Raw genomic sequence first — 11840 nt, forward strand, 5'->3', positions numbered from 1 at the left:
CATGACATGACGCGAGGGCAAAGGCGATTGCTTTGTATATTCAGCTAACTCCTTTATCTAGCTGAATTTTTTTCAAAAAAAGGTTGACGACCCCAGGGGGCGTCTATAAGATTCGTCGCACTTGCCGGGCAGAGCCCAGCACTGGTTAAGCTAGCACTGGTTGATTCGGTCAGGCAGAGTTGCAAATCAGCTCGGTGTGATTGATTGAAAGCCTTTTAGTTTGTTATCGCAAGAGTACAAATTATATAAGTGCCCGTAGCTCAGCTGGATAGAGCATCCGCCTTCTAAGCGGATGGTCGCAGGTTCGAGTCCTGCCGGGTGCGCCATTCAAGGCAGCTTTGGCACAGCAAGTAGGTTGTATCGTCACGCGCAATATGGTGGGCGTAGCTCAGTTGGTAGAGCACAGGATTGTGACTCCTGCGGTCGTGGGTTCGAACCCCATCGTCCACCCCATATTAAGAAGGGCGCCAGATTCATAGTCTGGCGCCTTTGCTTTAAAAGTCTGAAATGCGGATGTGGTGGAATTGGTAGACACACTGGATTTAGGTTCCAGCGCCGCAAGGTGTGAGAGTTCGAGTCTCTCCGTCCGCACCAGATGTACTTTCGCCGGGTTCCAGTGAGCACCGCGAAAGCCAAGAGAAGCCCGCCAAGTGCGGGCTTTTTGTTGTCCTGGATTTCTCATTAGGCAGTTTTATCTGCGGTTTTGGCTGTGTCTGTGAGGTGGTGCGAATTTTGATCTGGTCGGCGATGGCTGAGGGGGAGAGGCTGCGGCGGCGCGAGCGGTAGTTCATGCTCGCGGCGCGCTGGACTGCAATTTCAGCCTGATGGAGGCTGTATGCTTATTCGATAACCAGCAAAACCTTGGATTGGCACAGAAGTGATGAGTGCTCGCCCGGAATTTCAGTGACTACGCTGTAGCCGCCGGATTCCAGTGAGGATAAATCGGCAGAGAATGAAAAGCCTGATTTCAGGAAGTTTTCATTGCCGAACGCTTTGATCAGATCAGGGCGGTCCACGATCACAGGATCTTTGAACGTGACGGGGGTGCCTTTGTAGCCCGTCAGGCGAAGTCTGATTTCCTTGGGGGCGCGCTGGTTGGCTGTGTCGATGGCCCATCCGTTGAACTGGGCCATGCCTTTGGCTAAATAGACAGTTGAGCCGGTCTTTCCGCCAATCGAGTCGATAGCGCACTTGTCTGTTGCATAGTTTGTGACTTTGGCTGCGCTTTCTTTGCTCCCGTCTTTATCATTGCACCCCGTCATGATCGCTGAAGTTATAGCGAGAACACTTACTGCAGCAATCATCTTGAGCATGATTTTTCCTGGGAGATGTCGATGTTGTGGGGAGGGGCTGAGTGGTTTTAACGGTTTGGCAGCGCATTGACGCGAGGCGGAGATTATATGATTCATCGTCGTCGCAGCCTCTGTCCCCGCTGCTCGGACAGCAAAATCAGGGGTCGGATTATGGAGTGCTTAGCCCTGCAGCACAAGGGTGCAGGGTCGCCAGGCTCCGGGGTTGACCAGGTTCTCCCGTTGAATGATCCAGGCGATCCGGCTGGCTTGATCTTTCCGTGCGTCAGGTGGGAGGCCGGCTTTGCATGCCGCTCGCTGCGATCCATCGCTTTCAGGCGAATTGACATGAAAGTCCCGCTGTTATGAGCTTGTGTCGAGGTGGTTATAAAAGTTCAGGTGTTTCGCGTGTCGATGTTTTGTAGGTGTCAGGTCAGCAAAAGTCTTGTCCCCGATAACTTGCAGCGCCGTCGCCTGGATGCTTGATATGTGCGAAGTGGGGTTATTGCCATAAGTTTCAGTTATTGATGAACGGAGGGCGATCGCCGAGCCGGGGGGTATTTGCCCCCCCCCTGTTCGTTGTCAGGCGGTTGCGCGACCCGCCTGAGTAAAAAAGGCCAGTCCGGTCAATTGCTTGCCATGGGTGGCGCGGCATCGCTGCGTTGTGTACGATGCGCGCCGGGTTGAATAAGGCTTCGAAGTTGGAGCAGGTATTTGGTTGATTTTGTAATCGCCATCCGCCGGAGCCTGGATTGCCGGGGCGAGAGCTCCTCGGCTGCACGAAATGGCCGCCTTGAGCGGTTTTTTTGTTTCAAGGTATTCGTTTTAACGTTTCGCTGGTTCGGTGGTCACATTACCACTGGTCGAGTGGGGCGCTGTGTAGATGGAGTCGGTGATCGTCTTGTGCGGATGCGTCCTTATATAAAGGAAGCTGTGCCAGACCTGTCGCGGTTAGTGAGAGGGTCATTTCCATCTCGCCCGGCTGTAGGCCGATTCCTTCTTGTTAACCCGCCCTTTTTCAGTAGGGTGACTTCTTGAGTTTGACCCACTAGAATGCATGCCCTTGATTCTGGGGTCGGAAACGGCCGGCTAACGTCTGTGCAACGAGGAATATCCATGCAAGTTTCTGTTGAAAACACTTCCGCTCTTGAGCGCCGCATGACCATTGGCGTACCTGCCGAGCGCATCGAGACTGAAGTCAACAAGCGTCTGCAACAGACCGCGCGTAAAGCCAAGATCCCGGGCTTCCGCCCTGGCAAGGTGCCTATGAGCGTGATTCGTCAGCGTTACGAGGACGGCGCACGTCAGGAAGCACTGGGCGATCTGATTCAGGCTACTTTTTATGAAGCTGTGGTTGAGCAGAAGCTGAACCCGGCCGGTGCTCCTGCTGTAGAGCCCAAGTCGTTCGAAAAAGGCAAAGATCTGGAATACGTGGCTACTTTCGAAGTATTCCCGGAATTCACCGTTGCCGGCTTCGACAGCATCTCCGTAGAGCGCCTGTCTGCCGACGTGGCTGACAGCGATCTCGACAACATGCTTGAAGTGCTGCGCAAGCAGAACGTTCGTTTCGAAGTGGCTGATCGTGCTGCCCAGAACGAAGACCAGTTGAACATCGATTTCGTCGGCAAGGTCGACGGCGAAGTGTTCGCTGGCGGTTCCGCTACCGGCACCCAGCTGGTTCTGGGTTCCGGCCGCATGATCCCTGGTTTCGAAGACGGTCTGGTTGGCGCCAAGGCCGGTGAAGAGCGCGTTCTGAACGTGACCTTCCCTGAGGACTATCAGAACCTCGAGCTGGCCGGCAAGGCTGCCGAGTTCACCGTGACCGTCAACACCGTTTCCGAGCCAAAGCTGCCTGAGCTGAACGAAGAGTTCTTCAAGCAGTTCGGTATCAAGGAAACCGGTATCGAAGGCTTCCGCACCGAAGTTCGCAAGAACATGGAGCGCGAGCTGCGTCAGGCGATCAAGTCCAAGGTCAAGAATCAGGTCATGGACGGTCTGCTGGCCGCCAACCCGATCGAAGTGCCTAAAGCGCTGCTGGAAAACGAAGTCAACCGTCTGCGTGTGCAGGCCGTTCAGCAGTTCGGCGGCAACATCAAGCCTGACCAGCTGCCGGCAGAGCTGTTCGAAGAGCAGGCCAAGCGCCGCGTCGAGCTGGGTCTGATCGTTGCCGAGGTCGTCAAGCAGTTCGACCTCAAGCCTGATGACGCTCGCGTTCGCGAAATGATTCAGGAAATGGCCTCCGCCTATCAGGAGCCTGAGCAGGTCGTTGCCTGGTACTACAAGAACGAGCAGCAAATGAACGAGGTACGTTCTGTTGTGCTTGAAGAGCAAGTTGTAGATACTGTTTTGCAGAAAGCTAGCGTGACCGACAAATCGGTCTCCTACGAAGAAGCTGTCAAGCCGGTGGAAGCTCCAAAAGCCGACTGATTTCTCTTTTCGTGCGAAAACACCCACAAGCCAGCCTTCGCGCTGGCTTGTGCGTATTCAAGACTCGACTATTTGGGAGTGAATGCAGGACATGTCCCGCAATTCTTATATTCAGCAGAACTCTGACATCCAGGCCGCTGGCGGCCTGGTCCCGATGGTTATCGAGCAGTCCGCCCGTGGCGAACGCGCCTATGACATCTATTCGCGCCTTCTCAAGGAGCGAGTCATCTTTATGGTTGGTCCGGTAGAGGACTACATGGCCAACCTTATCGCGGCACAACTGCTCTTCCTTGAAGCGGAAAACCCGGACAAGGATATCCATCTCTACATCAACTCGCCGGGCGGTTCGGTGACTGCAGGCATGTCGATCTACGACACCATGCAGTTCATCAAGCCGGACGTTTCGACCATCTGTATCGGTCAGGCTTGCAGCATGGGTGCATTCCTGCTGGCCGGCGGTGCAGAAGGCAAGCGTCATTGCCTGCCCAACTCGCGGATGATGATTCACCAGCCGCTGGGCGGTTTCCAGGGCCAGGCGTCGGACATCGACATCCATGCCAAGGAAATCCTGCACATTCGTCATCGTCTCAACTCGCTGCTGGCGCATCACACCGGCCAGAGCCTCGAAACCATCGAGCGCGATACCGAGCGTGACAACTTCATGAGCGCAGAGCGTGCAGCCGAATACGGCCTGATCGACTCGGTGATCAACAAGCGTCAAATGCCTGCCTAAGCGGCTCAAAATGTAGGGGGTCGGCACAACCGACCGCCTGCGGACTTGAAAAAGCCCGCAATAGCCTTCATCTTGTGTTGCAAGCCTACCGGATTGGATCGATCGAATGACTGACACCCGCAACGGCGAGGACAACGGCAAATTGCTCTATTGCTCCTTCTGTGGCAAAAGCCAGCATGAAGTGCGCAAATTGATTGCCGGCCCCTCGGTCTTTATCTGCGACGAGTGCGTCGACCTGTGCAATGACATCATCCGTGAGGAGGTGCAGGAAGCCCAGGCCGAAAGCAGCGCGCATAAATTGCCTTCGCCTAAAGAAATCAGCGGCATCCTTGACCAGTACGTCATCGGTCAGGAACGTGCCAAAAAGGTTCTCGCAGTAGCGGTGTACAACCACTACAAGCGTTTGAATCAGCGTGACAAGAAGAACGACGACGTCGAACTGGGCAAAAGCAACATCCTGCTGATCGGCCCTACGGGCTCCGGCAAGACGCTGCTGGCCGAGACACTGGCTCGCCTGCTTAACGTGCCGTTCACCATTGCTGACGCCACCACCCTGACCGAAGCCGGTTATGTGGGTGAGGACGTCGAAAACATTATCCAGAAGCTGTTGCAGAAATGTGATTACGATGTCGAGAAGGCCCAGATGGGTATTGTCTACATCGACGAAATCGACAAGATTTCGCGCAAATCCGACAACCCTTCAATCACTCGTGACGTGTCCGGTGAAGGCGTGCAGCAAGCCTTGCTGAAACTGATCGAGGGCACCGTGGCTTCCGTTCCGCCTCAAGGTGGTCGCAAGCACCCGCAGCAGGAATTCCTGCAGGTGGACACGCGTAATATCCTCTTTATCTGCGGTGGCGCCTTCTCGGGCCTGGAAAAGGTCATTCAGAACCGTTCCACCCGTGGCGGCATCGGCTTCAACGCCGAGGTTCGCAGCAAGGAGGAGGGTAAGAAGGTTGGCGAGTCGCTGCGTGAAGTCGAGCCTGACGATCTCGTCAAGTTCGGTCTGATCCCCGAGTTCGTGGGCCGTCTGCCGGTGCTTGCGACGCTGGACGAGCTGGATGAGGCTGCGTTGATACAGATCCTCACCGAGCCGAAGAACGCGCTGACCAAGCAGTATGCCAAGCTGTTCGAGATGGAAGGTGTGGACCTCGAGTTCCGTACCGATGCGCTGAAATCGGTTGCCCGTCGCGCGCTGGAGCGCAAGACCGGTGCCCGTGGCCTGCGTTCGATTCTCGAAGGCGTTCTGCTCGACACCATGTACGAAATCCCGTCGCAGAGCGATGTGAGCAAGGTGGTGATCGACGAAAGCGTTATCGATGGCACGTCCAAGCCGCTGTTGATCTACGAAAACAGTGAGCCGCCTGCCAAGGTTGCTCCCGACGCATAAACGCATGTTCATAGGCGTGAAGTAATACTGAAGGGGGCCTTTTTGGTCCCCTTTTGCATTTTTAAGCCGCTCATTCGTTTTGTATGAAGAAACTGATCTTGGCGGGTCGCGCCTCTAGAGCTTGTTTTTTTTGGACGCTACCCCCATCTTGGCTTCAAGCTAATTCCATCTGTCCCGGCCAATTGGCCGCCGTAGAGGCGAAATCATGAAGACCACTATTGAATTGCCTCTCTTGCCATTGCGTGATGTCGTGGTTTATCCGCACATGGTTATCCCGCTGTTCGTGGGGCGCGAGAAGTCTATCGAAGCCCTTGAAGCGGCAATGACAGGCGACAAGCAGATCCTGCTGCTCGCGCAAAGAAATCCGGCTGACGACGATCCTGATGAAAAGGCTCTGTACAGCGTCGGCACCATTGCCACCGTATTGCAATTGCTCAAGCTGCCCGATGGCACCGTCAAGGTGCTGGTCGAAGGTGAGCAGCGTGGTTCGGTAGAGCGTTTCATCGAAGTCGATGGCCACTACCGAGCAGACGTCGCGCTGATCGAAGAAGTCGACGCACCGGATCGTGAATCCGAAGTGTTCGTGCGCAGCCTGCTGGCTCAGTTCGAGCAATACGTGCAACTGGGCAAGAAAGTCCCGGCAGAGGTCCTGTCGTCGCTTAACAGCATCGATGAGCCTGGCCGCCTGGTCGACACCATGGCAGCGCACATGGCGCTCAAAATCGAGCAGAAGCAGGAAATCCTCGAGATTATCGATCTGTCAGCCCGTGTCGAGCACGTGCTGGCCTTGCTGGATGCCGAAATCGACCTGCTGCAGGTTGAAAAACGCATTCGCGGTCGTGTGAAGAAGCAAATGGAGCGCAGCCAGCGCGAGTACTACCTGAATGAGCAGATGAAGGCCATTCAGAAGGAACTGGGCGATGGCGACGAAGGCCACAACGAGATCGAAGAGCTGAAAAAGCGCATCGACGCTGCCGGCCTGCCCAAGGACGCTCTGACCAAGGCGAATGCCGAGCTGAACAAGCTCAAGCAAATGTCACCGATGTCGGCCGAAGCGACTGTGGTTCGCTCCTACATCGACTGGCTGGTTCAGGTGCCGTGGAAGGCGCAAAGCAAGGTACGTCTGGACCTTGCGCGCGCCGAAGCGATTCTCGATGCCGACCATTATGGTCTGGACGAGGTCAAGGAACGCATCCTCGAATACCTCGCTGTGCAAAAGCGCGTGAAGAAGATTCGCGGCCCTGTGCTGTGTCTGGTAGGTCCTCCAGGTGTGGGTAAAACCTCCCTGGCGGAGTCCATCGCCAACGCGACCAATCGCAAATTTGTGCGTATGGCACTGGGTGGCGTGCGTGACGAGGCTGAAATTCGTGGTCATCGCCGGACTTACATCGGTTCGATGCCAGGAAGATTGATACAAAAGATGACAAAGGTGGGCGTTCGCAACCCGCTGTTCCTGCTTGACGAAATCGACAAGATGGGCAGTGACATGCGTGGCGATCCGGCGTCGGCACTGCTCGAGGTGCTTGATCCCGAGCAGAACCACAATTTCAACGATCACTACCTTGAGGTCGACTACGATCTTTCGGACGTGATGTTCCTCTGCACGTCGAACTCGATGAACATTCCGCCAGCGCTGCTGGACCGGATGGAAGTCATTCGCCTGCCGGGCTACACCGAAGACGAAAAGATCAACATCGCCGTCAAGTACCTCTCGCCCAAGCAGATTCAGGCCAACGGCTTGAAGAAAGGCGAGATCAGTTTTGACGAGGAAGCGATCCGCGACATCATCCGTTACTACACCCGTGAAGCGGGTGTGCGCGGGCTTGAGCGGCAGATTGCCAAGGTCTGCCGCAAGGCGGTCAAAGAGCACGCGATGGAAAAACGTTTCGCGGTGCAGGTCACTGCCGACATGCTCGAGCACTTCCTGGGCGTGCGCAAGTTCCGCTACGGGCTGGCAGAGCAGCAGGATCAGATCGGTCAGGTCACCGGCCTGGCGTGGACTCAGGTGGGCGGCGAACTACTGACCATCGAAGCGGCGGTCGTATCGGGCAAGGGGCAGTTGATCAAGACCGGTTCGCTGGGTGATGTCATGGTCGAATCCATTACCGCAGCCCAGACAGTGGTTCGCAGCCGCGCCCGTAGCCTGGGCATCCCCGCTGATTTCCACGAGAAACACGACACGCATATTCACATGCCGGAAGGCGCCACGCCGAAGGATGGACCGAGTGCTGGCGTGGGCATGTGCACCGCACTTGTTTCGGCGCTTACACAGATTCCTGTGCGGGCAGATGTGGCAATGACGGGCGAAATTACCCTGCGTGGTCAAGTGCTGGCGATTGGTGGTTTGAAGGAAAAACTTCTGGCCGCACACCGTGGTGGAATCAAGACGGTGATCATTCCAGAAGAAAACGTGCGTGATTTGAAGGAGATTCCTGACAATATCAAGCAGGATCTGCAGATCAAGCCCGTTAAATGGATTGACGAAGTCCTGCAAATTGCGCTGCAATACGCGCCGGAGCCTTTGCCGGACGTGGCTACAGATCTGGTCGCCAAGGAAGAGAAGCGCGAGTCTGACTCTAAGGACAGAATTAGCACGCATTAAGTCTGGGCAGGCTTCCTTGACAGCTTTTTAGAGCCCTTGTTATAAAGCGGCTCTTTAAAGCAATCACCGGCAAGCCTTCCAGCGCTCGTTTTGCTTAACACCTAAAACTTAGAAACATACTCAAAATAGAGATAAGGGGACTTAGAGTGAACAAGTCGGAACTGATTGATGCTATCGCTGCATCTGCTGATATCCCGAAAGCTGCTGCTGGCCGTGCGCTGGACGCAGTGATCGAATCCGTCACTGGCGCTCTGAAGGCTGGCGACTCGGTTGTTTTGGTTGGCTTTGGTACGTTCTCCGTGACTGATCGTCCTGCTCGCATCGGTCGCAACCCTCAGACTGGCAAGACGCTGGAAATCGCTGCTGCCAAGAAACCAGGTTTCAAAGCCGGTAAAGCTCTCAAAGAAGCTGTCAACTAAGCCTCTCGATGCCTTTGCCCGCTGGATCGGGCCTGTCCTGATCCAGTAGCGGAGCGGTGGTGCATTCGGTTGCGACACCGAAGGGTTCGAGCCCTACCGCTTCGTCAGTTACGAGAAGGCGCATCCTCGGATGCGCCTTTCTTCTATCCGCTTTCTACCCACGCTCCGCGGTTGGTTAGTCAGTACAACCGTTTTGGGGGACGCAATGCTGCAGAACATCAGGGACAATTCACAAGGCTGGATTGCCAAGACAATTATCGGACTCATCATCGCCTTGATGGCCTTCACCGGCATCGAAGCGATGTTTACCGCTACCAGCAACAAGCAGAACGCGGCTGAAGTCAACGGCGAGGACATCTCTCAGAATGAGTTGAGCCAGGCCGTCGACATGCAGCGCCGCCAGTTGGCTCAACAGCTTTCGCAACAGTTGGGCAAGGATTTCGATCCTGCCATGCTGGATGAAAAGCTGTTGCGCGAATCAGCGCTCAAGGGCCTGATCGACCGCAAGCTGCTGCTGCAAGGCGCGGCGGATGCCAAGTTCTCGTTTTCCGACGCGGCACTGGATCAGCAGCTTTTGCAGACGCCTGAGTTTCAGGTGGATGGCAAGTTCAGCGCAGACCGTTTCGATCAGGTCATTCGCCAGTTGGGTTACAGCCGTCTGCAGTTCCGCCAGATGCTGGGTCAGGAAATGCTCATCGGTCAGGTGCGTGCAGGTGTTGCCGGCAGTGCCTTTGTAACCGACGCACAGGTTGAAGCCTTCGCACGCCTCGAAAAGCAGACCCGTGATTTTGCGTCGCTGACCCTGCCTGCCGATACCTCGGCGGTCAAGGTGACCGATGACGAAGTCAAGGCTCACTACGAGGAGCATGCCAAGGAGTTCATGAGCCCTGAGCAGGTCGTACTCGACTACATCGAATTGAAGAAGTCGTCCTTCTTCGACAAGGTGCAGGTCAAGGACGAGGACTTGCAGGCGGCTTATCAGAAGGAAATAGCCAATCTGTCCGAACAGCGTCGTGCGGCACACATCCTGATCGAAGTGAACGACAAGCTGAATGACGAGCAGGCCAAGGCGAAGATTGAAGAAATTCAGCAGCGTCTGGCCAAGGGTGAGGATTTCGCGGCACTGGCCAAGGAATACTCGCAGGATCCTGGTTCGTCTAACAAGGGCGGTGATCTGGGCTACGCAGGCAAGGGTGTCTATGACCCGGCTTTCGAAGAGGCGCTGTATGCCTTGAACAAGGACCAGGTTTCGCAGCCGGTGCGCACCGACTTCGGCTGGCACCTGATCAAGCTGCTGGGCGTTGAAGCACCTTCGGTGCCGACCTTTGCCAGTCTGAAAGGCAAGCTGACCAACGATTTGAAATCGCAGCTGGTCGAGCAGAAGTTTGTCGAAGTGACCAAGCAACTGGAAGACTCGGCGTTTGAATCGTCGGACTTGTCCCAGCCGGCACAGGACCTGGGCCTGAAGGTTCAGACCACTGCACCGTTTGGTCGTGAAGGCGGCGAAGGCCTGACGGCCAACCGCGCGGTCATCCAGGCGGCATTCAGCCCTGAAGTGCTGGAAGAAGGCGCCAACAGCAACACGCTTGAGCTGGATCCGGAAACCGTTGTGGTGGTGCGCTCCAAAGAGCACTTGCAACCGCAGCAGTTGCCACTTGAGAGCGTTGCCAGCTCGATTCGCGCTCAACTGGTCAAGGAGCATGCTTCGGCCGCTGCCAAGGCCAAGGGCGAGGCGCTGCTGGCCGGTCTGCGTGACGGCAAGATCCCGTTGGCGGCCAAGCAGGAAGGTCGTGACTGGAAGATGATGGAAGCGGTCACTCGCAGTCAGGAAGGGGTTGACCCTCAAGTGCTGCAGACGCTGTTCCGCATGCCCAAGCCGACAGGTAAGGACAAGCCGGAGTTCGCCAGCATCACTGCGTCGGATGGCAGCTTCGTGATCGTCCGTCTCAATGGCGTCAATCAGGCGGCTGCGCCGACCGATGCCGAGAAGGCACAATATCGTCGCTTCCTTGCCTCCCGCGAGGGGCAACAGGATTTCGCGGCGTACCGTGCACAGCTGGAAAGCAAGGCGAAGATCGAGAAGTTCTAATCTCGAAACGCGCAAATAAAGAAGGCCGCTCATTGAGCGGCCTTCTTTTTGAGTCCGGGAAAGTACCGCTCGCGAGGAGCGGCGTTTACCGTATCACTCGTCCATGCTGCCCATCGCGGTGGTGTTGAAGCCGCCGTCGACGTACATGATTTCACCGCTGATGCCCGACGCCAGGTCAGAGCACAGGAACGCGCCGGCGTTGCCGACTTCGTCGATGGTGACGTTGCGGCGCAGAGGAGTCTGCGCTTCGTTGGCAGCCAGCATCTTGCGGAAGTTCTTGATGCCTGACGCGGCCAGGGTGCGGATCGGGCCGGCCGATACAGCATTGACGCGAGTACCTTCCGGGCCGAGGCTGCCGGCCAGGTAACGAACGCCGGCTTCCAGGCTGGCCTTGGCCATGCCCATGACGTTGTAGTTGGGCATGGTGCGCTCTGCGCCCAGGTAGGACAGGGTCAGCAGGCTGCCATTACGGCCCTTCATCATTTCGCGACCGGCCTTGGCCAGGGCCACGAAGCTGTAGGCGCTGATGTCATGAGCGATGCGGAAACCTTCGCGCGTGGTGGCTTCGGTGAAGTCGCCATCGAGCTGATCGCCAGGCGCGAAGCCGACCGAGTGAACGATCACGTCCAGGCCGTCCCATTTCTTGCTCAGCTCTTCGAAGACCTTGTTGATCTCTTCGTCGCTGGCCACGTCGCAAGGGAAGCACAGCTCAGGACCCGAACCCCAGCCTGCGGCGAACTCTTCGACACGACCCTTGAGTTTGTCGTTCTGGTAGGTGAAGGCAAGCTCTGCGCCTTCACGATGCATGGCGGCGGCAATGCCGGATGCGATGGACAGTTTACTGGCGACACCGACGATCAGGACGCGCTTACCGGCGAGAAAACCCATGTG

The 11840-nt window shown here is 56.3% G+C and carries 9 protein-coding genes and 3 tRNA genes; 9 read left to right on the plus strand and 3 right to left on the minus strand.

The features are described 5' to 3' along the window. Window positions 1-249 precede the first annotated feature (249 nt). From V476_RS19855 to V476_RS19865, 3 genes are all read left to right on the plus strand, one after another. A tRNA-Arg gene (locus tag V476_RS19855) sits at window positions 250-326 on the plus strand. Window positions 327-377: 51 nt separating this feature from the next. Continuing rightward, window positions 378-453, plus strand: a tRNA-His gene (locus V476_RS19860). Between the two features lie 56 nt (window positions 454-509). Continuing rightward, window positions 510-594: transfer RNA gene (locus V476_RS19865), tRNA-Leu, on the plus strand. Between the two features lie 245 nt (window positions 595-839). Here V476_RS19865 and V476_RS19870 read toward each other — a convergent pair. After that, on the minus strand, window positions 840-1313 hold the full coding sequence (locus V476_RS19870; protein ID WP_024959168.1) for a hypothetical protein: 474 nt from the start codon (window positions 1311-1313) through the stop codon (window positions 840-842). Between the two features lie 1092 nt (window positions 1314-2405). On the opposite strand from V476_RS19870, the gene tig reads away from it, so the two are divergent. From tig to V476_RS19895, 5 genes are all read left to right on the plus strand, one after another. Next, the gene (gene tig / locus V476_RS19875; RefSeq protein WP_003315274.1) at window positions 2406-3716 is read left to right on the plus strand and encodes a trigger factor; all 1311 of its coding nucleotides are present in this window, start codon (window positions 2406-2408) and stop codon (window positions 3714-3716) included. 91 nt (window positions 3717-3807) lie between these two features. Continuing rightward, on the plus strand, window positions 3808-4449 hold the full coding sequence (gene clpP / locus V476_RS19880) for an ATP-dependent Clp endopeptidase proteolytic subunit ClpP (protein WP_002552734.1): 642 nt from the start codon (window positions 3808-3810) through the stop codon (window positions 4447-4449). 106 nt (window positions 4450-4555) lie between these two features. Continuing rightward, on the plus strand, window positions 4556-5839 hold the full coding sequence (gene clpX, locus V476_RS19885) for an ATP-dependent Clp protease ATP-binding subunit ClpX (protein ID WP_002552735.1): 1284 nt from the start codon (window positions 4556-4558) through the stop codon (window positions 5837-5839). 205 nt (window positions 5840-6044) lie between these two features. Further along, window positions 6045-8441 carry an endopeptidase La gene (gene lon / locus V476_RS19890; RefSeq protein ID WP_003423227.1) on the plus strand — a complete coding sequence of 799 codons (2397 nt, stop codon included), beginning with the start codon at window positions 6045-6047 and terminating at the stop codon, window positions 8439-8441. A 146-nt stretch (window positions 8442-8587) separates the two neighbouring features. Continuing rightward, a complete protein-coding gene (locus tag V476_RS19895) occupies window positions 8588-8860 on the plus strand; it encodes an HU family DNA-binding protein (RefSeq protein WP_002552737.1) in 273 nt (90 codons plus the stop codon). Here the strand turns inward: V476_RS19895 and V476_RS29100 are convergent. Further along, a complete protein-coding gene (locus V476_RS29100) occupies window positions 8853-8984 on the minus strand; it encodes a hypothetical protein (protein ID WP_010425731.1) in 132 nt (43 codons plus the stop codon). The genes V476_RS19895 and V476_RS29100 overlap by 8 nt on opposite strands. 81 nt (window positions 8985-9065) lie before the next feature. Between V476_RS29100 and V476_RS19900 the strand changes: the two genes are divergently transcribed. Beyond that, window positions 9066-10949: a SurA N-terminal domain-containing protein gene (locus tag V476_RS19900; RefSeq protein WP_024959169.1), complete on the plus strand. Its 1884-nt coding sequence runs from the start codon at window positions 9066-9068 to the stop codon at window positions 10947-10949. Window positions 10950-11042: 93 nt separating this feature from the next. Here the strand turns inward: V476_RS19900 and fabI are convergent, their stop codons facing one another. Continuing rightward, window positions 11043-11837, minus strand: coding sequence for an enoyl-ACP reductase FabI (gene fabI / locus V476_RS19905; RefSeq protein WP_003368564.1), 795 nt, complete (start codon window positions 11835-11837; stop codon window positions 11043-11045). Between the last annotated feature and the right edge of the window lie 3 nt (window positions 11838-11840).

The organism is Pseudomonas syringae KCTC 12500 (genome assembly GCF_000507185.2).
Taxonomy (GTDB): Bacteria; Pseudomonadota; Gammaproteobacteria; order Pseudomonadales; family Pseudomonadaceae; genus Aquipseudomonas; species Aquipseudomonas syringae.

What these genes read in the sequence shown, in the direction of transcription:
- V476_RS19870 (WP_024959168.1), bottom strand. Translation starts at nt 1,313, where the DNA reads ATGCTCAAGATGATTGCTGCAGTAAGTGTTCTCGCTATAACTTCAGCG.
- tig (WP_003315274.1), top strand. Translation starts at nt 2,406, where the DNA reads ATGCAAGTTTCTGTTGAAAACACTTCCGCTCTTGAGCGCCGCATGACC.
- clpP (WP_002552734.1), top strand. Translation starts at nt 3,808, where the DNA reads ATGTCCCGCAATTCTTATATTCAGCAGAACTCTGACATCCAGGCCGCT.
- clpX (WP_002552735.1), top strand. Translation starts at nt 4,556, where the DNA reads ATGACTGACACCCGCAACGGCGAGGACAACGGCAAATTGCTCTATTGC.
- lon (WP_003423227.1), top strand. Translation starts at nt 6,045, where the DNA reads ATGAAGACCACTATTGAATTGCCTCTCTTGCCATTGCGTGATGTCGTG.
- V476_RS29100 (WP_010425731.1), bottom strand. Translation starts at nt 8,984, where the DNA reads ATGCGCCTTCTCGTAACTGACGAAGCGGTAGGGCTCGAACCCTTCGGT.
- V476_RS19900 (WP_024959169.1), top strand. Translation starts at nt 9,066, where the DNA reads ATGCTGCAGAACATCAGGGACAATTCACAAGGCTGGATTGCCAAGACA.
- fabI (WP_003368564.1), bottom strand. Translation starts at nt 11,837, where the DNA reads ATGGGTTTTCTCGCCGGTAAGCGCGTCCTGATCGTCGGTGTCGCCAGT.